17 protein-coding genes and 1 pseudogene are annotated in these 19,531 nt (G+C 43.7%); 10 read left to right on the top strand and 8 right to left on the bottom strand.

The features are described from left to right. Nucleotides 1-12: 12 nt before the first annotated feature. On the bottom strand, nucleotides 13-684 hold the full coding sequence (locus H6F92_RS13470; protein ID WP_190358283.1) for an MBL fold metallo-hydrolase: 672 nt from the start codon (nucleotides 682-684) through the stop codon (nucleotides 13-15). Between the two features lie 104 nt (nucleotides 685-788). Between H6F92_RS13470 and H6F92_RS13465 the strand changes: the two genes are divergently transcribed. From H6F92_RS13465 to cax, 3 genes are all read left to right on the top strand, one after another. Continuing rightward, nucleotides 789-2,273, top strand: a complete 1,485-nt coding sequence (locus H6F92_RS13465) for a site-2 protease family protein (RefSeq protein ID WP_190358281.1) — start codon at nucleotides 789-791, stop codon at nucleotides 2,271-2,273. 157 nt (nucleotides 2,274-2,430) lie between these two features. Further along, nucleotides 2,431-3,063, top strand: coding sequence for a YdcF family protein (locus tag H6F92_RS13460; RefSeq protein ID WP_190358279.1), 633 nt, complete (start codon nucleotides 2,431-2,433; stop codon nucleotides 3,061-3,063). Between the two features lie 27 nt (nucleotides 3,064-3,090). Then, the gene (gene cax / locus H6F92_RS13455; protein WP_190358277.1) at nucleotides 3,091-4,179 is read left to right on the top strand and encodes a calcium/proton exchanger; all 1,089 of its coding nucleotides are present in this window, start codon (nucleotides 3,091-3,093) and stop codon (nucleotides 4,177-4,179) included. A 2-nt stretch (nucleotides 4,180-4,181) separates the two neighbouring features. Here cax and rsmG read toward each other — a convergent pair whose 3' ends face one another. Next, nucleotides 4,182-4,859 carry a 16S rRNA (guanine(527)-N(7))-methyltransferase RsmG gene (gene rsmG / locus H6F92_RS13450; protein ID WP_190358275.1) on the bottom strand — a complete coding sequence of 226 codons (678 nt, stop codon included), beginning with the start codon at nucleotides 4,857-4,859 and terminating at the stop codon, nucleotides 4,182-4,184. A gap of 114 nt (nucleotides 4,860-4,973) precedes the next feature. Next, on the bottom strand, nucleotides 4,974-5,621 hold the full coding sequence (locus H6F92_RS13445; RefSeq protein WP_190358273.1) for an ABC transporter ATP-binding protein: 648 nt from the start codon (nucleotides 5,619-5,621) through the stop codon (nucleotides 4,974-4,976). A gap of 85 nt (nucleotides 5,622-5,706) precedes the next feature. Between H6F92_RS13445 and H6F92_RS13440 the strand changes: the two genes are divergently transcribed. Both H6F92_RS13440 and H6F92_RS13435 read left to right on the top strand, forming a co-directional pair. Beyond that, the gene (locus H6F92_RS13440; protein ID WP_190358271.1) at nucleotides 5,707-6,621 is read left to right on the top strand and encodes a Sll0314/Alr1548 family TPR repeat-containing protein; all 915 of its coding nucleotides are present in this window, start codon (nucleotides 5,707-5,709) and stop codon (nucleotides 6,619-6,621) included. A 518-nt stretch (nucleotides 6,622-7,139) separates the two neighbouring features. Then, on the top strand, nucleotides 7,140-8,180 hold the full coding sequence (locus H6F92_RS13435; protein WP_190358269.1) for a fatty acid desaturase: 1,041 nt from the start codon (nucleotides 7,140-7,142) through the stop codon (nucleotides 8,178-8,180). A gap of 138 nt (nucleotides 8,181-8,318) precedes the next feature. Here H6F92_RS13435 and H6F92_RS13430 read toward each other — a convergent pair whose 3' ends face one another. Then, entirely contained in the window at nucleotides 8,319-9,839 is a 1,521-nt protein-coding gene (locus tag H6F92_RS13430; RefSeq protein WP_190358267.1) for a serine/threonine-protein kinase, read from the bottom strand. 1,098 nt (nucleotides 9,840-10,937) lie between these two features. After that, the gene (locus H6F92_RS13425) at nucleotides 10,938-12,428 is read right to left on the bottom strand and encodes a UDP-N-acetylmuramoyl-L-alanyl-D-glutamate--2,6-diaminopimelate ligase (RefSeq protein WP_190358265.1); all 1,491 of its coding nucleotides are present in this window, start codon (nucleotides 12,426-12,428) and stop codon (nucleotides 10,938-10,940) included. A 271-nt stretch (nucleotides 12,429-12,699) separates the two neighbouring features. Here H6F92_RS13425 and H6F92_RS13420 point away from each other — a divergent pair, with 271 nt between their 5' ends. Continuing rightward, entirely contained in the window at nucleotides 12,700-13,446 is a 747-nt protein-coding gene (locus tag H6F92_RS13420; protein ID WP_190358264.1) for a DUF4079 domain-containing protein, read from the top strand. A gap of 46 nt (nucleotides 13,447-13,492) precedes the next feature. Here the strand turns inward: H6F92_RS13420 and H6F92_RS13415 are convergent, their stop codons facing one another. Both H6F92_RS13415 and H6F92_RS13410 read right to left on the bottom strand, forming a co-directional pair. Continuing rightward, entirely contained in the window at nucleotides 13,493-14,971 is a 1,479-nt protein-coding gene (locus H6F92_RS13415) for a DUF7305 domain-containing protein (RefSeq protein ID WP_190358263.1), read from the bottom strand. A 179-nt stretch (nucleotides 14,972-15,150) separates the two neighbouring features. Next, complete coding sequence (locus H6F92_RS13410) at nucleotides 15,151-17,376, bottom strand: glycosyltransferase family 2 protein (RefSeq protein ID WP_190358262.1); 2,226 nt, start codon at nucleotides 17,374-17,376, stop codon at nucleotides 15,151-15,153. Nucleotides 17,377-17,562: 186 nt separating this feature from the next. Here H6F92_RS13410 and H6F92_RS13405 point away from each other — a divergent pair, with 186 nt between their 5' ends. Beyond that, on the top strand, nucleotides 17,563-17,745 hold the full coding sequence (locus H6F92_RS13405) for a hypothetical protein (RefSeq protein ID WP_002759616.1): 183 nt from the start codon (nucleotides 17,563-17,565) through the stop codon (nucleotides 17,743-17,745). Here the strand turns inward: H6F92_RS13405 and H6F92_RS13400 are convergent. Beyond that, entirely contained in the window at nucleotides 17,738-18,277 is a 540-nt protein-coding gene (locus H6F92_RS13400) for an NUDIX hydrolase (RefSeq protein ID WP_190358261.1), read from the bottom strand. The two genes, H6F92_RS13405 and H6F92_RS13400, sit on opposite strands and share 8 nt — an antisense overlap. Before the next feature lie 161 nt (nucleotides 18,278-18,438). Here H6F92_RS13400 and rpsN point away from each other — a divergent pair, with 161 nt between their 5' ends. The 3 genes and pseudogenes from rpsN to H6F92_RS26805 form a co-directional block, all read left to right on the top strand. Further along, the gene (gene rpsN, locus H6F92_RS13395) at nucleotides 18,439-18,741 is read left to right on the top strand and encodes a 30S ribosomal protein S14 (protein WP_147071634.1); all 303 of its coding nucleotides are present in this window, start codon (nucleotides 18,439-18,441) and stop codon (nucleotides 18,739-18,741) included. Between the two features lie 267 nt (nucleotides 18,742-19,008). Beyond that, nucleotides 19,009-19,341 (top strand): hypothetical protein, encoded by a 333-nt coding sequence (locus H6F92_RS13390; protein WP_242030129.1) that lies wholly within the window; start codon nucleotides 19,009-19,011, stop codon nucleotides 19,339-19,341. A gap of 74 nt (nucleotides 19,342-19,415) precedes the next feature. Continuing rightward, nucleotides 19,416-19,531, top strand: a pseudogene (locus tag H6F92_RS26805) (IS607 family transposase); the annotation flags it as partial.

The raw sequence follows: 19,531 nt of genomic DNA, 5'->3' as shown, positions 1-19,531 counted from the left end.
TCTAAAAAGTCTTTAGTTAAGAGGATTGGCGCTGATTTTTTCGTAGGCGCGATCGATAATTCCCCGCCCGCGCAAAAAGCCGGTATTAGCTCCCGGACAAAGATAGGAGAGGGTTTCCGGACTAAAACGGTCTAAAATGGCCTTTTGCGATCGCAGTTGCCGCGGCCAGTGGAAAGTTTTCGCGGTCTGTAGGGGTTGCGGTTGACCCTTGGTGTCGGGGAGAAGATGACGACCGGTAAATAAAACCCCCCCGTGACGCTGCCAGTAGAGACAGGAGGAACCGGGAGAATGGCCGGGAGTCCAAAAACCGCTACAAGTGGGAGATAACTGGATTTGCTGCTGAAAAACGGTAATTTGACGGTGAGGAAGCAGATAGGCTTCCTGTTCCTGTAGAATAATCTCACAATCAAGCCAACTTTGCAGAGAATCGCTCTGTTTCCCCTGACCCCCGCGATGGGTAAAAAATAGGTAACGGACCCCTTTTTCTAGGAGAAAATCCCGCTCGCTCTCCTCACAGCTAGGACAATCCACCAGAATATTGCCGGTATTTTCTACAATAAGATAAGAGGTTCCCCCTAGGGTTTCCCGATTAGGCGAGAAAGCGTATAAACCTTCTAGAATTAATCGAGGGGGTTTTGTGGTTTTGCTAACCTCTAAAGGAGACGATTCGGTTTCCGATCGCATGGTTTGCCTATCCAAATCACAATCAATGCGGTTTATAACTTAGCACGATCGATGACCGGGCCGGCTGAAATTAGCCGCTTTTTATTCAAGAGAAAAGAGCCGATATGGAAATGTGGTTGTTATTAGGGATTCTTGGCGGTTTTACTTATTTTATCGTCAAGCGTAGCGTGGCCAAAGTCACGACAACACCAGTTTGGTTAATTTGGTTAGTCCTGATGACTCCGGCTCTAATTTGGACTGGCTGGACGTTAATCTATGGAGAGGATACCCCCATGCCGGCATTTTTGCTCATCGGTCCTTTTGTGATTTGCCCTTTTTTGTATTGGTGGTTAGTACAGAAGGGTCGAGTTACTCCCCAAGAAAGCTCCCCATCACCACCGAAACAAGCGAATTTAGTCCTAGAAAATATCGATAATCCTGCACCTAAAAATGATTTAAAACCGATCACTGCCGCAGAGGAAAAATCCCTAAGAGATTGTTTTCCTTGGGGTATTTATTATCTGCAAAATATCGATTATCGTCCCCAAGCAATTCTCTGTCGGGGGAAATTGCGGGCAGTTCCCGAAGAAGCTTATCAAGTGATTAAAAACAATGTGGAAAAGGTTTTTGGTGATCGCTTTTTATTGCTTTTCCAAGAAAGTTTTCAGGGACAACCTTTTTTCGCTCTTGTGGCTAATCCCTGGCAGCAAAAAACAGAAACCATAGAAACTGAAAAAGTTACTCGCCCCTTTCTTGCCCTGGGTTTATTGTTATTAACTATCTTAACTACCACAGTGGTCGGTGCGGGATTAAGTGGCATTACCGCCCAACAATTAGAAAATAATCCTAGTTTATTATTGCAAGGTTTACCCTACAGTTTGGGCTTAATTGCTATTTTAGGACTGCACGAATTCAGTCATTATTTTACAGCAGTTAAATATAAAATTAAAACTACTTTGCCCTATTTTATCCCCATTCCTTTCTTCCTCGGCACCTTCGGGGCTTTTATTCAAATGCGATCCCCTGTACCCACCCGAAAAGCTTTATTTGATGTGGCCGTGGCCGGTCCTTTGGGGGGTATAATTATCGCTATTCCTCTAATGTTTTGGGGATTGTCCCTCTCGGAAATAGTTCCCCTAACTAATCAGAGCAGTTTATTAAATTTTCAGGCCTTAAATCCGCAGTTTTCTTTTTTCTTGTCTATCGTAGCTAAACTAGCTCTCGGCAGTAATTTAATCGCAGGAAAAGCCATCCATTTACATCCTTTAGCGGTAGCTGGTTATGTGGGAATTATCGTTACAGCCCTAAATTTAATGCCCGTAGGTCAATTGGATGGTGGTCATATTGTTCACGCCATGTATGGACAGAAAACCGCCATAATTATCGGTCAATTAACTCGATTATTCATGTTTATTTTAGCCCTAGTGCAGCCAGATTTTTTACTCTGGGCGATTATTCTCTTATTAATGCCAGTCAGCGATCAACCTGCGTTAAATGATGTCACCGAATTGGATAATAAACGAGATTTATTAGGTCTATTTTCCCTGGCTTTGTTATTAAGTATTTTGCTACCCCTTCCCGAAGCGGTGGCCCGTTGGTGGGGGATGTAAGCAACCGCATCAATCCACCTGAGTTCCAGAAAAATTATCGGTCAGTTGGGGAATAAAATCCCTATCTCCTACGTCAATGTGAGTTCGATGATCCTCACCCTCGATCACTTTAATCCACAAAGCTGAAGGCTGACAACCGCTCACCGATTACTGTTATATGGTTCTCAAGGCTAATTCTCAGGGAAAAAAGCGAGTTTCTCTGAAAGGGAAGTTAGGCAAATCTAGGTTAAAATTGCTGGCTATTCCGCTAATTTTGGCGAGTTTAGGCTGGTTATATCACGATTTACGTCAGCAGTGGCTAAAACCGGAAGCGATTTTTGTTTTGGGAGGTCATGCTGATCGAGAACGTTTTGCGGCAAAATTAGCTAAGGAATATCCCGATCTACCGATTTGGGTATCTTCCGGTAGTCCGCGACGATATGTGAGAAAGATTTTTAAAAAAGCGGGAATTCCCCTAGAACGTCTCCATCTCGATTACAATGCGCGAGATACTGTCACTAACTTTACTAGCCTAGCCGATCAACTGAAAGCCCAAGGTATTGATAGTGTCTATCTAGTCACTTCCGATAATCACATGAGAAGGGCGCGATTAGTGGGAGAAATTGTTTTTGGTAGTCGCGGAATTGTGATTAAACCGGTGACTGTTCCCTCCCAATCACCCCCCGAACCCCTAGAAAAGTCGCTCAGAGACGGTTTTAGGGCAATATTATGGATAATAACCGGTTCTACTGGGGAATTTTGGCTAGAATCCGATTCTAGTCCCCCTCAGTTCCCAACCCGATCGAAATAAAATTATCTTGACAAAATTACCCACTTTATGTTAAGCAAAAACACCATTTTCGCCATCTTATTAATTTTTGTGCCGCTATCGATCGCCGGTTCCCTGCTACACTGGGGCGGAACAGTTGTTTTTATCACCGCTTGTCTAGCCATTATCCCCCTAGCGGCCTACATGGGGGAAGCCACGGAAGCGATTGCGGTGGTGGTTGGGCCAAATATTGGTGGTTTGATGAATGCCACCTTTGGCAATGCCACAGAATTAATTCTTGCCTATGTCGCTTTGCGGGAAGGTTTTATCGATGTGGTAAAAGCGACGATTACTGGCTCAATTATCGGTAATTTACTCTTAGTTATGGGATTATCGATGTTTTTAGGCGGTTTACGCTTCAAAGAACAGGAATTTCAACCGATAACCGCTCGTTTAAATGCTTCAGCCATGAATTTAGCGGTGGTGGCGCTCCTTTTACCCACTGCCGTGGAATTTACCTCCACGGGAGTCGGGGAAATAGTCCTACAGCGTCTATCCGTGGCCGTGGCAGCGGTGTTGATTTTCGTCTATGGTTTAAGTCTCTTGTTTTCCATGAAAACCCACACCTATCTCTACGATGTCGGGGTTGCCGGTATCGACGAGGAAAGCGCTGGAGAAAACCCCGCAAAGCCGAAAATCTGGTTTTGGTCTTTGATTTTATTGATCGTTACCATCGCTGTGGCCGTAGAATCGGAGTTATTGGTGGCATCCCTAGAGGAGGCTACGGAACAGCTAGGTTTAACGGCGCTGTTTACCGGGGTGATTCTTTTGCCTATTATCGGTAATGCGGCCGAACACGCTACGGCTGTCACCGTCGCTCTTAAGAATAAAATGGATCTATCGGTATCTGTGGCTGTCGGTTCCAGTATGCAGATCGCCCTGTTTGTGGCTCCAGTTTTGGTTATCATTGGTTATATTATCGGTCAGCCCATGGATTTAAATTTTAATCCCTTTGAGTTGGTGGCAGTGGCTGTGGCGGTGTGGTTGGCTAATTCGATTAGTAGTGATGGGCGATCGAATTGGTTGGAAGGAATGTTACTCTTAGCTACCTATGCTATTCTGTCCTTGGCTTTCTTTTTTCATCCTCTCACCGCTTAAAGTTATCCCTTGCCGATATATAGACAATGACGGACGCTTTGGCTTAAGGGAGTGGTAAAACTGGCAATTTTGAGGATTTTACCGCCGGCTTTCTCTAGATTCTTCTCTAAACTCAAACTATCCTCCGACGACCACTGACCACGATAGAGAATAGCGATTCCGGTCTTTTTCAGGAAAGGCAAAGCATAGTTAACACAGATATCCACATTACCTACCGCTCGCAAACAGACGATATCGTAAGCAGAGTTATGTTTAAGGTTTTTCCCGACGATTTCCGCCCGACCTAAACGAGTTTTCGTGTTATTTAACTCCAATTTGTCAATAACTTCTTCAAGAAAATTAATCTTTTTTTGGGTGGAATCTAAGAGAGTCACCGACCAATGGGGATATGCGATCGCGATTGGCAGTCCCGGAAACCCGGCCCCCGTCCCCAAATCAATGACTGATAGGGATTTTGTCAATAGATCCAGCTGGGATTTTTCTAACCAAGCTAAACCCGATAAAGAATCCCAAAGATGTTTTTCCCAAAACTCCTCTGGTTGAGTAATTCGGGTGAGATTAAAACGTTGATTACCCTCTAAAATCAAGTCATAAAGTTGTTGAAATCGCGCTTGTTGGGCCCCATCGGGTTGCCATTCTAGGGTTTCTTGCCAAAGGTCAAATAATTCAGGAAGGATCATTAATTCAGTTATCAGTTATCAGTTATCAGTTATCAGTTATCAGTCATCAGTTATCAGTTATCAGGTATGAGGGGAGTGGGGAAATTTCAACTAATACCCCAAAACCCTAAAACCTCAACTATCTGTTTTTTCACTTTTTACTTCCCTCAAATGTCCTTGTTCAATTTTCCAGTGACGGTCAGCAATAGGCAATAATTCCCCAGCATCGTGACTAACTACTAATAAAGTCCAGTGTTGTTTGAGACTAGCGAGAAGTTTAGCCAATTGACGACGCATCGACCAATCTAAACCGGCCGTAGGTTCATCGAGAAGTAACAGATTAGGCTGCCGGATTAACTGAACAGCGAGGGATAAACGACGCTGTTGACCTCCACTAAGATTGTGGGGAGAAGTATCCAGAGGAGTATTTTCTAATCCTACCTCCTTTAAGGCCGCTGTTAGGCGATCGCTTTTAATTTCTGGATGACCGAGACGCAACTCCTCAAGGATGGTTTTACCGCAAAAATGACGTTCGGGAAACTGAAAAACGATTCCTCCTAATTGTTGCAGGTGCAGCACCGTTAATTCTTGGTCGCGCCAGTGAATTGTCCCTGCTGTTTTATCGGCAAAGCCTGCTAAAATTTCCAAAAGAGTCGTTTTTCCGGAACCACTGGGGCCGACAATCAGACCTAATTCTTGGGGTGCTAATTCGAGATTAATCCCCTGTAAAATGGGATTGAGGGCAGCGGGGGGATGATAAACCACATCTTTGAGATAAAGCATTGACAGGAAAATAACTGGAAATTAAGTCTAGAAACCCGTTTCTATTGTGACAGATTTTTTCATTCGCTCAAGGAGACTTTTGACCATGGTGCTGAGGTTAGGTTTAACGAAAAAAATGGCGATCGGTGCTTCGCTGGCTGTTATGGTAGTGGTTAACTGGATTGGTCCCGGTTTAGCCGGAGATCCTTTCCGCAAAACCAATCCCCGACCGATTGGTGATAAGACCGAGGCCGCTTTTAACGCTATTTTTAAACAAGGTAACTATCTAGAGGCAAAAAAATTAATTGTTGAGGCCACAGAAAAGGAACCCCAAGAACCTTTGTCCCATGCTATGCGGGCCTCTCTTGCTTTTACCGACCAGGATTGGAACACCCTAAAAACCTACTCCGAGAAAACTAAGGCAGCGGCCAAACAAATACAGGACAGCGACCCTTTAAGGGGAAATTTGTATCTCGCGGTGGGTAGTTTTTTGGAGGGAACCTACGTTTTTCAAACCGAAGGAGCAGTATCGGCTATCCCCAGACTACAACAGGTGTTTCAGTATTTGGAAACCGCAGAAAAGGTTAATCCTACGGATCCGGAATTGAACCTGTTAAAGGGTTATATGGATTTGATTTTAGCGGTTAATCTGCCCTTTTCTAGTCCCCAAGAGGCAATTGAAAGGCTAGAAACCTACGGGAGTCCTGATTACTTGGTTGATCGAGGTATCGCTCTAGCTTACCGGGATTTAAAGCAGTATGATCAGGCTTTGCGGTTTATCGATAACGCTCTGAAAGCGACCCCCGATAATCCAGAATTAATGTATCTGAAGGGTCAAATCCTGAGAATTCAAGGCAATACGGATAAAAATACTGGCTCTTTGAAACTGGCATTAGATTACTTTAATAATGCCCTGAAAAAACAGGAACAACTCCCCGAATCGGTCAAAAAACAGTTAAATCGCGAACACCGTAAGGTACAGGAGGAGATTAAATCCCTAGAAAACACGGCTAGTCGTTGAAAAATGCCTAAAAATAGTCAATATTTGTTTTTTTTATCAGTTATCAGTTTTTGAAGGCCATAGGCAGCCGTCAAGGGTGCATCTCAGATTTGCAGGAATACCGACAATCAGCAATTATCAGTGACTCTTAGATGATGACAAATGTATCAGCAGCTGCGTGTAAGCATCCCACCGAAAAACTAATGCGCTCCGGGGTTTGGGTAGTTATACCTCCCAAAAGCTGGGATTGAGTGGTAAAATCAGAAACAACGCCCGATTTTAGCAGGGGAGTTTCCCCGTAAAAATCCCAATTAGTAGATTTACAAAAATGAGATGCACCCGCCGTCAAATTTTGCCAAAACAGAAAATCTCCTCTTATGGTATATAAAGTAAAGGATTATTAAGCTTCACTGGAAGTTTATTAATTAAGGTTAAAAATATATTGACAAAAAAGACGGCTTGTGGTATTGGGCAGAATTTAGCCAAACCTCCTAGCTGATTTATTGTCAAGGGTTCACCTAAGTGTAATTGGAGATTTCATGACGGCAACGACGGATAAATTGCATGGGGAGTTGATCACCTCGATCGAGCCAGACTTTAAACTGAAAGATATTATTAAAAGCATTCCCAAAGAATATTTCCAGAAAGACCCAGTTAAAGCTTGGTTTGGTGTGATTACGAATATTTTGGCGGTCATTGCGGGTTATGCAATGCTAGTTTATTCTCCCTGGTATTTACTGCCTTTAGCTTGGATTTTTACGGGTACAGCTTTAACGGGATTCTTTGTGATCGCTCATGATGGCGGTCATCGGTCTTTTTCTAATCGACCCTGGGTTAATGATCTTGTCGGTCATATTTTCCTCTTACCGCTTATCTATCCCTTCCACTGTTGGCGTTTCCTCCATGATCGCCATCATGCTAAAACTAACATGGTAACGATAGATAATGCTTGGGATCCTTGGGAATTAGAAGCTTTTAACTCGGCCAATCCCCTAGTGCGTCTCTTTTATCGCGGTATTCGCGGACGTTTCTGGTGGCTCGGTTCGATCGCCCACTGGGCTATTCTACACTTCAACATCGAACAATTCAAAGAGAACGAACGGGAAAAAGCCCGCTTTTCGATGATTGTAGTTCTGGTTTTTGCCGCTATTTTTTTCCCAACCCTCATTTTCTACACTGGTGTCTGGGGATTGGTTAAATTTTGGGTGGTACCTTGGTTTGTCTATCATTTTTGGATGAGTACCTTTACCCTTGTCCATCACACAGACCCCGATATTCAATTTTACTATCCCGAAGAGTGGAATCAAGCTTTAGCGCAACTAGAGGGAACGGTTCACTGTAGCTATCCCCGTTGGGTAGAAATTCTCTGTCACGATATTAATGTCCATATCCCCCATCATATCTCGACGGCGATTCCTTCCTATAACCTCCGCAAAGTTCACGCTAGTCTCCAAGAAAATTGGGGTAGTCACCTAAAAGAAACTGAGTTTTCTTGGGCATTAATGCAGCGAATCGTTGATTATTGCCATATTTTCGACTCCGAAACCGCCTACAAAACCTTTAAGGAAAGCCGCGGTTAAATCAGTGATCAGTGATCAGTGATCAGTTATCAGTGGGTAAGTTATCAGCTATCAGATTTGAGTTTTAAGTGACAGTATTAAATCGAAGTTTCCTACTGTCTTTTTACTGATTGCTGATTATTGATCACTGAAAAAAGATTACCAGGAACCGCGTTTACCATTGGGCATAACTGTTAACCAATTGGTTTTTGCTAGGGCGATTTGTTCTTGAGTTACTTGGGCATCAGAGAGATTAGCCCCGCAAAGATTAGCACCTTTGAGATTAGCGTAGCGAAGATAGGCACCGGTGAGATTAGCCCCGCGTAAATCGGCCTTTTCTAGGTCTGCATAAGCGAGATAGGTATTATTTAAATTGGTACTTTTGAGAATAGCTTGACTGAGCTCAGCCCGGCCCAGATCCGCATTAGACAGATCTGCTCCTTGTAAATTAGTTCCTGTTAATTTGCATTGATAGAAATTTACCCCCAAAAGTTTTACTTTGGCCAGATTGAGATTCGCTAATTCCTCTTGGGCAAAATTGCGCTGGCCGTTATTGTAAGCATCGAGAATTGCTTTTGCATCTAAGGGGGGTTTTTTCTTCAGTAAGGTTATATCTATGGTGCTGTGGGCTTTACTCCTATCTGCCAGCATATTATCTGAAGAGACAACTGGATTTTTGGGGCGCAATTTGGAACTTAGAGGGACAGAAACGGAGGAATTGGCTATCAGACCTGAATCTTGTGGTGGTTTCGGGGAAGTAACCACTGGAGCTGCGATTAAACTTTGGGCTAGACTATCGGCATAAGCAGTCATGTCTAAAGCATCCATTACCTCTTGGGCGGATTTGTAGCGATGACGGACAGAGAATTCCAGCATTTTTTTCAGGACTTTAGCAAACTGGGGACTCACCTTGATTAATTTTTCCCAGAGTAATTCACCTGTATTGTGATCAGCCTTGATATCTTTAGGAGAGCTGCCCGTGAGTAGATAGAGACAGGTAGCTCCCGCCGCGTAGATATCACTAGCGTAAACGGGACGCATGGCCATCTGTTCAGGAGGGGCATAACCTTCGGTCCCCAAGGCCAAATTGGTGTGAGCAATCATAGTGTTAACTTGATTTGTTACCGCCCCAAAGTCAATTAGAACCAATTTTCGGTCCGTTTGCCGAAGAATTAGGTTAGCGGGTTTGATATCCCGATGAATTACCTTTTGTTCGTGGATATATTTCAAAATCGGCAAAAGTTCGCTTAAAAACTGTTTGACTCCCGCTTCGCTAAAGGGACTGCGTTTTTTTACCTCTTCGTACAGGTTATCACCTTCAACGTATTCTTGAACTAGATAAAACTGTTGATTATCTTCAAAATAGTCTAATAATCGGGGAACCTGCGGATGAATCACGACTTTACGCAAGGTTTCCGCTTCTCGCTCGAACAGTTCTTTGGCTATGCGAAAAATATTAGGATCGTCAGTGGAAGGTCGCAGTTGTTTGACCACACATATTGGGTTACCCCGTAGGGACAGATCCGATGCAGCAAAAGTTGCCCCAAACCCTCCTCTCCCTAAAATGCCCAGGATTCGATAGCGCTCGTGCAGAAGAAGTTTTGAACCGCAATTCTCGCAGATTAACGCTGTAGGAGCGTTTTTCGGTTGAGAACAGGAGGGATTAACGCAGTAGATCATTGAGAGTCACCAATTGACCTTATGAGGGGTTTTCATTCCTATAGCGGCAAGCATTTAGCCCGGGAGCTATCGGCAAATTTTTGCTCTATCTCCCTTTTTGGTTTTGGGAGGTGTTTTAACCTCAAAGCATCGTGCCATAACTTTTAGAATCGGAAGACTGGTAATGGGAGAATTGCCAATCTTGATTCCTCAATCTCAACACAGGGAAAAACTGTGATCTCAAACGATGTCAACAAGCGATCGCTAGTTCTACCAGTCTTTCTCTAGTTTATGATTCCCTAAAATTGCCGAAAATTAACAGGGAGTGGCTTGAAAGGAAAAACTAAACAAAGAGAGACTAAAAGGAGGCATCTCATAATTGTGACTTTCTCTCACCTATTGGTGAGCAGCAGAAGTTGTTAAAAGAGGGCGAGGGCAATTTGCCCCTACATTAATATTAATGCGCCCAATGGTAGGGGCGCACTGCCTGCGTCCAAAATGTAATAGACCTCTGGCAAAAATCAAAAATATTCGGTTAGGTGAGGAGTCAGTAGTCAGTAGTCAGTAGTCAGGAGAATTAAGAATGAGCATTAATCAATTAAATGGTCTATTCACAGATTTTAGGCAATTTTATGCCTATTTTTCTCATTTTTGCCCTCTCAAAAATTAATTATGCAAGAACTCTAATATAGCGGTTTTCACAGAAGTGAGTCCCGATTGAAACGCTGAAAGGCCTATCTAGGGCTTGCTGAAAAAGTACGGGCGAAGCATTCGGATAGAAAATCTCCGGTTTCACCGATAGGTTATTGCCCGAATGCTTCGCCCCTACAGGACGCGGGCCGATGAAGACGCGAGGTTTTGAACGACGATTCTCTCAAAATCTTGCACCTGTTTCGCGAGAAAAGCCCCAAAACCCTTACTTTGCCTACATTTCACATTTATTCAGCAAGCCCTATCTATCAAGGGATTTACTATACCTTATTAGACTGAAAACCGCAATATATATATTTCTCCACAATTGAGATGCACCCGAGACTAAAGTAAAAATTCGCCTATTGCCTGTTCTTTGGTCTCTGATTACTGGTTACTGGTCACTGATAACTGTCTCCTATCCCCTAATCACTTTCTCACTTTCACCAAGGCAGCCCGGGCCTGTTCGCGGTCATCGAAAGGGATTTTTTCCGTCCCCAAAATTTGATAATCTTCGTGACCTTTACCGGCAATAATTACTCCGTCTCCCGGTTGTGCTGTTTGAATAGCGGTGTCAATGGCCAAAGCGCGATCGCTAATTACCTGCACGGTAATTTCTGGGGGAATGCCAGCGATAATATCCTCAAGGATTCGTTCGGGAGACTCTGTGCGGGGATTATCCGAGGTAACTATAGCTAAATCTGCTAATTCTGCGGCTATTTTCCCCATTAATGGCCGTTTTGTCCGATCTCGATCGCCGCCACAACCAAAAACACAAATCATCCGACCAGAAATAAAGGGACGTGTTGCTTTTAAAACATTCTCTAAACTGTCGGGAGTATGGGCATAATCAACAATGACGCTGATATCTTGGTCGGGAGCGGTGCTAACCCGTTCCATCCGCCCCGGTACTCCTGAAAACTGGGGAATTTGAGCGATTACTGTCCCTAAATCTAAACCACATTCTAACACTGCCGCCACCGCCGCTAAGAGGTTAGCTAGATTATATTGACCCACCAGAGGAGAAGCAAAGGCTATTTCTCCTTGGGGAGTCACCATCACCCCTTGAACTCCCGTGGGTTGATAGTGTAAATCTTTAGTATAAAAATCGGCACGAGCATCGGACACACTATAGGTTAAAACCTGTTGGGGAGACAGGGAGGCCGCTAAACGTTGACCATATTCATCATCAAGGTTAATAATCGCCTTACCTTGCAGATAATCGGGACTAAATAATTTAGCTTTAGCGGCGAAATAATCCTCCATGTCGAGGTGATAATCGAGATGGTCCCTGGTGAGATTGGTAAACACCGTCACGGGAAAAGTACAACCCTGTACCCGTCCCTGGGCCAGTGCATGGGAACTAACTTCCATGACGGCGATTTCATTGCCGGCGCTCACCGCTTTGGCTAAACTGGCTTGTAACTCGTTAGCGAAAGGGGTGGTATGATTAGCGGTTTCTTGGAATCCTTGCCAACGGGTGTAAAGAGTCCCGAATAAAGCGGTGGGAATCTCTGCTTGGCTGAGAAAATATTCAATTAAATGGGTGGTGGTGGTTTTGCCGTTGGTTCCCGTCACACCGATTAATTTTAGGGTAAGGGCCGGATAATGATAGAATTTAGCAGCGATCGCAGCAGCGGCAGTAACTAAATCTGCCACAACCATTACCGAAGCATCCTCCGGGGGGGGAAATTTAGCTGCGGCTGCCGGGGAGATAATCGCCGCTACGGCCCCGGTTTCCAAAGCGGAACGCCAAAATTCGCCCCCATCGACGCGAGTACCGGGTAAACCGATAAATAAATCTCCCGGTTGACAAGCATGGGAATTAGTAGAAATTCCTGTAATCTCGGTAATAGAAGCGATAGGAGAAGAAATCGGGGAAACCGGAGTGATATTTGTCAAAAGTTCTTGCAGTTTCATAGTCAGGATTGAATCTAGGGATTGCTGCTTTTAGATTAGCCGATCATCGAAGAGGTTCCTAGGCCGAAATGGGAAGTGGGGGTGTGGGGTGTGGGGTGTGGGGTGTGGGGTGTAGGGTGTGGGAAGTGGGGAACCCTATCTCCTATCACCCTATCTCCTGCCTTTTGCCTTTTGCCGACCGGCTCCTGATATCTGCGATAAGCTAAAAAAAACAAGGCTATAGCTTGTCAACTATTGACGATTTTCTGCTGACGATTTTCGGGATATTTATATGCAATTCGTCGATTTTCTGGCTCTCATTCATCCTGTCCTAGCGATAGTGGTCGTTTTCCCTATTATCGGCCTCGTAGTTAACTTTGCTTGGCAAACCCGTCAACGTCGCCTAGAAACCGCCCCAGGAAATAAAAGTAAAATTCCCCCAGTGGTCGGGCCAGAACATCTACGCTTAGGCCGCTGGTTAACGGGTACAGTAGTAGGGGTTAACCTGTTAGCACTAGCTTACTCGGTCGTTTACGGTTTTAATGGTTTTGTCGATCAACAAAAAGACGGAAAATTAGACTCCTTTCAGGTCATTTTTGTGATTTTGATGTTTTTTGTCACCATTGCCTCTTTGGTCTGTCTCTACCGCGCTAGACAAGGCCTCTGGCGCGGAATTTTTGCCACCTTGACTGGCATGGGTTTAATTATTATCGGTTGTCAGGATGGGGTCTGGCGACTCTCGGCCCAATGGTACTGGTCCCACTACTATATCGGTATGGCGGCATCATTACTGATGATTTTCTCTCTGGCAATTGTCGAAGATATCTATAAAGACCGTTCCCATCGTTGGCGCATCGCCCATACAATTCTCAATTGTATCGCTCTGGCTCTCTTTCTGGGACAAGCGATGACCGGTTCGAGGGATTTGCTGGAAATTCCCCTCAGTTGGCAAAAACCGGCAATTTATCGCTGTGATTTCACCAATAAAACCTGTCCTGAACCGAAATCCTCAACCCCCCTCATCAACCCGATAAGTTAAACTTTTTTAGGGACTGGGAGAGGGAGGGAGTTAAGGAGTCGGGAAATTAAGGTACACACGTAGATGTACCCGTGGTATCGATGGGTTCCTCACACCAATTGGCAATCTTATCAAGTCGGGGAAATGGGGGTTTCAGGTCTTGGATTAATTCAGTCCATCCTACCCCTTGGGTCACAGCTACAGCACCGCTTGAGGTACAGCCTGAAATTTTCCCCCAATCTTTACCCCAGGCAGCACCGGTGAAAGTACCAGTACCGGTTTTACCGAGGGAATAGTCAGGAGCAAAGATAAACCCTTCGAGGTTTTCGTTTCCTTTCAGACAAATTTGCGGCGCAGCGGAACCTAATCCATTATCGGCATAAATTTGTAGATTTCCCGGTTTACAGCCTGCCTGACCAGCGCAGTTGTGTTCGATCGCACCGTTAATATTACCTTTAACATAAAAAACTACCCGTTGCCCCGGAGTAATGGTAATCGTCTCGCCATCATCCAAGTCGATATTATTAACGATATACTCGTACACCTTTACGTTTTGACCGTTAATCGTGCGGTCAGAAGCGGTATCAATAATCGCGCCATCCGCATTTTTTCTGGGAAAAAATTGAGAACTGGCAAGTACCAGGTCTTGCTGCCCAGGGGGAAGGCCAGTGGGAATCGGCGGTAAATTGGGGAAAGTCACACCGACAAATTGCGCCTTGTAGCCGGGACTGGGTTCAGGTGTGGGCTGTTGAATCTTATTTTGGTCATTATTACATCCTGGACTCACCACCTCCTCCACCACATCCCCTTGAAATTGAGCAGCATCACCGTCCGCATTTCCCTCACTTATCCATAAAGCTGGGACTGTGGTGCGGTTAAATGCGGGGGGAGGGGAAGGAAGAATAGGGACAGTTACCACCACGCGGTTACGGGAGGCGGCATTGTCGTCACTATCTATATTGAGATCAGTCTTAGTCAGGTCTGTTTCGGCACTTTTGCGGGAACGTCCTTCCAGGGTGAGAACTCCCAAACCCAGAATATTGGGGTCAGCGATTGGGGTAAATCTGTATTCAGCCACGCGATAATAACGATTATTACCGAGATCAGACCATTGACCCCCGCTCAAAAGTTGTAATTGAGCGATGTTTGCCGTCAAGGTAGCGGCAGCGTTGGGATTGTCGGGATTACTACAGGCGGTGGCAGTGTGTAATTTTTTTAAATGTTTTTGTAAATCGTTACTGGGATTACCAGCAGGTACTTCGGCGTTCTGCCAACAGCCGACAGTATTACAATTACTATCACTATCAACCGTCGCCATAACTCGAACGCTATTGAGTAAATCTTGTACACGCGTCACCCCAGCTTCGGAACTTCTGAAACCATCAGCCTTGGCGTTTTGGGCAATTACTTTCGATTGGTCTCCTTGGGCGCGCATGATCATACTCATTCCTGTTACCATCAGGATGAGTCCAATTAACACGGCAAGAGGCAAGGCAAACCCTTTTTCCTTATTAGCCATCAGGTGAAGGCATAAACGATTTTTCATAAGTCTGTTTATCTGAGAATGGTTACTTCTATTATAATACTGTCAAGTTTTGGCCAAGTGACAACTGTGATCTAGCCTTTCTCGTCAAGGTGAAGTACAACGGCAAGAACGAACCTCATCTATCTGAGAAACTCTGTCAACAGCCGGTAATTGTTCGCTAAGTATTTTCGACTTTTGACTTAACTAAAGGTTTTTCGATTCAAAAATGCCCGCCAAATCAAGCCTATTCCACGACAAAAGCTGATAATTAGCAACCAAAGGGATTTTAATTCTCCCGCCGTATTTTTCAGTGGCCAGCGCTGGGGACGACAGAATAGAAAAGTAATTAGTTTTCTCTGCTCTGATAGGGTAAGTGGCGGGAATTTAAGGGTCGCTTGCCAGATTTTGCCTCGTTTTTCTAGATTGAGTAGATGAGCAGATAAGCGCAAATCTTCGCCTAAAATATCTAGGAGTAATTTTTCTGAGTAGATGGGTTCCCTCAGGTGAATTTCTGCTCCTATTTCCGAAAGTTTTTTCAGATTACCCTGTATAATTATATCCGATTCTGTTATCAAGTTAACGGGGGATTCCAGTGCTTGGTATTGAGTTTCTAGGGTGAGGGGAGCTTCCAATAAAGCCACCAGAGCAGTCATGATAATAACCACGTTATATATAGCTAAAATCAAGCCAAAATTTAGGGGACTTTCTTGATAATTGTGATGATTTAAATTAAAGAAAATACTAATTAAAGTAATGGTGAGAAAAAACAGTAATGGGTAGGATAAGTGCCAATTATATTGATAATTTTGGCGAGCAAGTCCCTTAGGTGTCACCTGAAATCCTTTGTCAAAAGGTTTCCAAAGAACATGGAGAACTGTTAGGGCTGTAGGTACGCAAATAATCATCGATAGTACCTCAGAAAAAATAATGGAGCGCGAGCGAGAATTTAACCAGTGATAAGTGGATAACTGCAGCATCATGTAGGGTAAAAAGATATAGATTGTCTCATCGATGGTAATGTTCAAAGGTACGATATAACCAAAGGTATAAAGGAGAGGAATAAGCAGGGAAAATAAACGAGCTAAGGGATAAAACCAAGATAAAAGTCCTTCTAAGTGTGCCAATCTTTGGGGTAGAGTTAGTCCCGCAATTTTCAGGGGATTAGCTTTGATAAAAAAGGCCTGTAAAGTTCCTCTTGCCCAGCGCAATCTTTGCCGTAAATAAGCTGATAAACTTTCGGCAGATAAACCAGCGCTGAGTTTTTCATTTAAGTAAATAACTTCATAACCTTTCGCTGAGATAGCAATCCCAGTGAAATAGTCTTCACTAATAGATTCTATATTAAAGTAGCCCACTTCTTCTAAGGCTTTTCTTCTGACAATAAAAGAAGTGCCAGCACAGACAGGACTACCCACCCCATCTTTAGCTGGTTGGATATGACGATAAAATAATTCTTCGTCGGGAGTAACGAGATTTTCTAAGCCTAAGTTATGGGCAATAGGATCGGCATTATAAAAACTTTGCGGAGTTTGCACTAAGGCAATTTTAGGGTTTTGAAACCAGCCAACAGTTCTTTCTAGGAAGTTCCGACAAGGAATAAAATCTGCGTCAAAAACCACCACTAATTCTCCTTGAGTTTGTCTGAGAGCATGGTTTAAATTACCTGCTTTAGCATTTTTTCTATCCTGACGAGTCAGATAATGACAATTTAATTTTTCTGCTAATTGATGAATTTCTGATCTTTGGGTATCATCGAGAATATAAATATTTTTATGAGGATAATTAAGGGATTGACAACCGATAATAGTTCTTGTTAAGATAAAGGCTGGCTCATTATAGGTGGGAATCAGAATATCTACCGTCGGTAAATATTTTTTATCGATTACCGCTTGGCTATAAAAATCAGCTTTTTTGCGTCTATCTTTCGTGGTTAATACTAAAACTAACTGAATTATGCTACCACTTAAAACTATCATCTCAATGCCTAAAAGCAGTAAACTAAAAAAGCCATTGAGAGGGGTGGAAAGATTTAAGGTTTCCAGAATTCTCCAGACTAGATAGCGCAGGGTGATAGCGAGAGTGATAGAAATAATGACTAATCTTGACCAAACTTGCGGACGCGGAGACAAGAAAATGATTAACTGCGTAAAAATTAGCAGGATAACCGTGGGTAATAATAATTGATAGCTATTAGTAACTGTGGGAACTTTGATCCAAGCAAAGGGGTTAAAAAATTCTTCTACTAAGCCAAGGAGTAATCGATAAATATTGTGTTCCGGCCAACATAATGATAAACTGACCATCATTAGCCCGCCGATCACTGCTAACATAATTAAGATAACTGATATTATCGCTAAAATCGACTTGAATACGGAGGAATACACTGGTTTTTGAGGGAATGGAAAAATCGATTCTTGGTTAGACATGAATCCCCTTCTGAGCAAATAAATCTAACTACATTTTACAATTCTTAACAAAAACCTGGGCATTTTTGCCAATGACAGGAGCGCTCTCCACCAAAATGCTACATTTTGTATCAAGCCGAAGATGAAACGAGCCAGAAAAAGTCTAGAAATAGTATACTTCGGTTAACCGTGAGGAAAAATTAATCTATGATCGCCGTCAAAATCGCCGTTGTTAGCGCTCTCGTTTTAGTTGTGGTCAAATTCGTCGCTTCTGCTCTCGGCAAAGGCAATATACCCCTGCTTAATCAGGCTGTCACCGTGATTTTAAGCCTTTTTATCGGTTTTGAGTTGATTCAACTAGGACAAGCGGTGATTGAAAAGATTAATTAAGGGCTAAACGGGCTAGATAGAAGCTAGTAATAGTTTTAGCATCGATCGATTCTCCCCGAGCGATCGCTGATTCCATTGCCTCAAAACTCATAAAAACCACTTCTAGATCTTCATCGGCATCTTGAGCGGGGGGCAAACTTAATTTTTCCAGATCCTGGGCCAGAAAAGCATAGATGTATTCATCGGAATAACCCGGTGCCAGGGCAAATTTACCCAAAGATTGCCAATTATGCGCCCGATAGCCCGCTTCTTCCTCTAATTCTCGTTTTACCGTCGTAGCGGGGTCTTCTCCTTCATCGATCGTTCCAGCGGGAAATTCCAGAATTCGAGCTTGCAGACTAAATCGATACTGACGTACTAAAACTAATTGACCTTCCTTGGTGATCGGAACTGCTAAAGCGCCCCCCGGATGACGGACACATTCCCATTCTCCCTCGACACCGTTAGGTAAACGCAGTTTCGAGACTTGAAATTGAAAGACGCGACCTTGATAAAAAAGACGTTGTTGGAGAAATTGAGGCGGTTCAGACATAGAAAATTTTCAACTAGGACTTTAAGAATTAATATCAAGAAATGTTGCTTTTGTCACCGGTGTTAGGAAGTGGCCAAAATTATCGTCTGACGGCTAGGGAGAGATTCAGGTTATAATGGGAAATGCTGTCTTTACAGGTTAAATCTTTTTCGAGAAACCCCATGGCAAAAAAATCGATGGTAGAACGCGAGAAAAAACGCGATCGTCTCAGACAAAAATACGAAGCTAAACGGACGGAACTAAAAGAACAATTCCGCACCGCCGAAGATTTTGAAGAAAAACTGGCAATTCACCAAAAATTACAGGAATTACCCCGCAATAGCGCTCCCAGTCGTCACCGCAACCGTTGTTTAACGACGGGCAGACCGAGAGGATACTATCGCGATTTTGGTTTATCCCGCAACGTTTTACGCGAATGGGCGCACCAAGGTCTCTTACCCGGTGTAGTCAAGTCTAGCTGGTAGTCAGAAACAAAATCCTCGCAAAAATCCTCTGATAGAGGTGTGTTGACATCTCCCCGCTTGCAAAAGACGGGGATTCTCATCGCTAAGATCGAGCAGGGTTTCAACGCTGCTCGATCTCGATGACCATCTATTTTAGGAAGCCTGTCCAATAAACTAAGAAGGGTTTATTCTTAATAATTCCCATAACCCGACAGAATTGTCAAAGTTAGGGTCATTAAAAAAAGCTGGGATTATCATTAAAGTAGTCCGAAGCCTGATCCTGATTTTATGTCCCAGAAAAATGAAATTCTTCCGCTGCTGTTGACGGTTATGGTGACATCGACACTTTTAGGAGGAATTGCTTGGTGGTTGCTCAACAAAACCTTTCCCAATCTCAATGATCGATCTCATTCATCTTCCTCCTCGAATAATCAAATTTCTGAAACTTTAGGTGCAGTTAAAAATGTCCCGGAAGGATTATTTAACTACGGGGGAAGTACCACTTGGGCCCCGATTCGCAAGGAAGTGGACTTTATTATCCAGCAAGTCTGGCCGAAATTTCGCCTCGTCTATACCGATCCCACTACGGGAACCCCCGGCACCGGCAGCGGTATTGTTTAGTTTTGTAAAAAATATATGCAAATGACTGCAAACAACTGCTAATATGGTTAGTACAAGTTTACGTTGCAGTTCATATAAAACTATCAGATTATGCTAAGAAAAAAGGGATCAGTTATGACACTGCTTGGAGAATGTGGAATCGAGGGCAGTTACAAGGAGAACGTCTTCCTACAGGAACAATTATTATTTT

Source organism: Microcystis wesenbergii FACHB-1317, assembly GCF_014696875.1.
Lineage (GTDB): Bacteria > Cyanobacteriota > Cyanobacteriia > Cyanobacteriales > Microcystaceae > Microcystis > Microcystis wesenbergii_A.
The sequence above is the reverse complement of the archived record's forward strand: the minus strand, read 5'-3'. Positions and strand labels throughout refer to the sequence as shown.

Bases quoted from the DNA above. Each gene is read 5' to 3' on its own strand.
- H6F92_RS13470 (WP_190358283.1), bottom strand. From the start codon at position 684: ATGCGATCGGAAACCGAATCGTCTCCTTTAGAGGTTAGCAAAACCACA.
- H6F92_RS13465 (WP_190358281.1), top strand. From the start codon at position 789: ATGGAAATGTGGTTGTTATTAGGGATTCTTGGCGGTTTTACTTATTTT.
- H6F92_RS13460 (WP_190358279.1), top strand. From the start codon at position 2,431: ATGGTTCTCAAGGCTAATTCTCAGGGAAAAAAGCGAGTTTCTCTGAAA.
- cax (WP_190358277.1), top strand. From the start codon at position 3,091: ATGTTAAGCAAAAACACCATTTTCGCCATCTTATTAATTTTTGTGCCG.
- rsmG (WP_190358275.1), bottom strand. From the start codon at position 4,859: ATGATCCTTCCTGAATTATTTGACCTTTGGCAAGAAACCCTAGAATGG.
- H6F92_RS13445 (WP_190358273.1), bottom strand. From the start codon at position 5,621: ATGCTTTATCTCAAAGATGTGGTTTATCATCCCCCCGCTGCCCTCAAT.
- H6F92_RS13440 (WP_190358271.1), top strand. From the start codon at position 5,707: ATGGTGCTGAGGTTAGGTTTAACGAAAAAAATGGCGATCGGTGCTTCG.
- H6F92_RS13435 (WP_190358269.1), top strand. From the start codon at position 7,140: ATGACGGCAACGACGGATAAATTGCATGGGGAGTTGATCACCTCGATC.
- H6F92_RS13430 (WP_190358267.1), bottom strand. From the start codon at position 9,839: ATGATCTACTGCGTTAATCCCTCCTGTTCTCAACCGAAAAACGCTCCT.
- H6F92_RS13425 (WP_190358265.1), bottom strand. From the start codon at position 12,428: ATGAAACTGCAAGAACTTTTGACAAATATCACTCCGGTTTCCCCGATT.
- H6F92_RS13420 (WP_190358264.1), top strand. From the start codon at position 12,700: ATGCAATTCGTCGATTTTCTGGCTCTCATTCATCCTGTCCTAGCGATA.
- H6F92_RS13415 (WP_190358263.1), bottom strand. From the start codon at position 14,971: ATGAAAAATCGTTTATGCCTTCACCTGATGGCTAATAAGGAAAAAGGG.
- H6F92_RS13410 (WP_190358262.1), bottom strand. From the start codon at position 17,376: ATGTCTAACCAAGAATCGATTTTTCCATTCCCTCAAAAACCAGTGTAT.
- H6F92_RS13405 (WP_002759616.1), top strand. From the start codon at position 17,563: ATGATCGCCGTCAAAATCGCCGTTGTTAGCGCTCTCGTTTTAGTTGTG.
- H6F92_RS13400 (WP_190358261.1), bottom strand. From the start codon at position 18,277: ATGTCTGAACCGCCTCAATTTCTCCAACAACGTCTTTTTTATCAAGGT.
- rpsN (WP_147071634.1), top strand. From the start codon at position 18,439: ATGGCAAAAAAATCGATGGTAGAACGCGAGAAAAAACGCGATCGTCTC.
- H6F92_RS13390 (WP_242030129.1), top strand. From the start codon at position 19,009: ATGTCCCAGAAAAATGAAATTCTTCCGCTGCTGTTGACGGTTATGGTG.